1 protein-coding gene is annotated in these 264 nt (G+C 65.9%); it reads left to right on the top strand.

The genetic code is table 11. The features are described 5' to 3' along the window. Positions 1-24: 24 nt before the first annotated feature. On the top strand, positions 25-264 hold a 240-nt coding region (locus ACPYOM_RS22770), incomplete at its 3' end, for a hypothetical protein (RefSeq protein WP_481347706.1).

Raw genomic sequence — 264 nt, 5'->3', positions numbered from 1 at the left:
CACATCAAGCGTGGCGCGCGGCACATGGCGACGATGGTCAGCGATCTGCTGGAACTGGTGCGCAGTCGTCTGGGCCGTAGCCTGCCGATCGAGCCGGCACCGATGGATCTGGCCGTTGCGGCGCGAGCGGCGATCGCCGAAGCCTGCGCCGGTCAACCGCAATCCGATCCCAGGCTCACCGTGCACGGTGACACCAGCGGCGTGTGGGACGCCGGACGGATCGACCAGTTATTGCAAAACCTGATCGGCAATGCCTTGCAGCAC

This window comes from Monashia sp. HAY1-2A (assembly GCF_056755315.1).
This window is presented reverse-complemented; position numbering and strand designations above follow the sequence as displayed.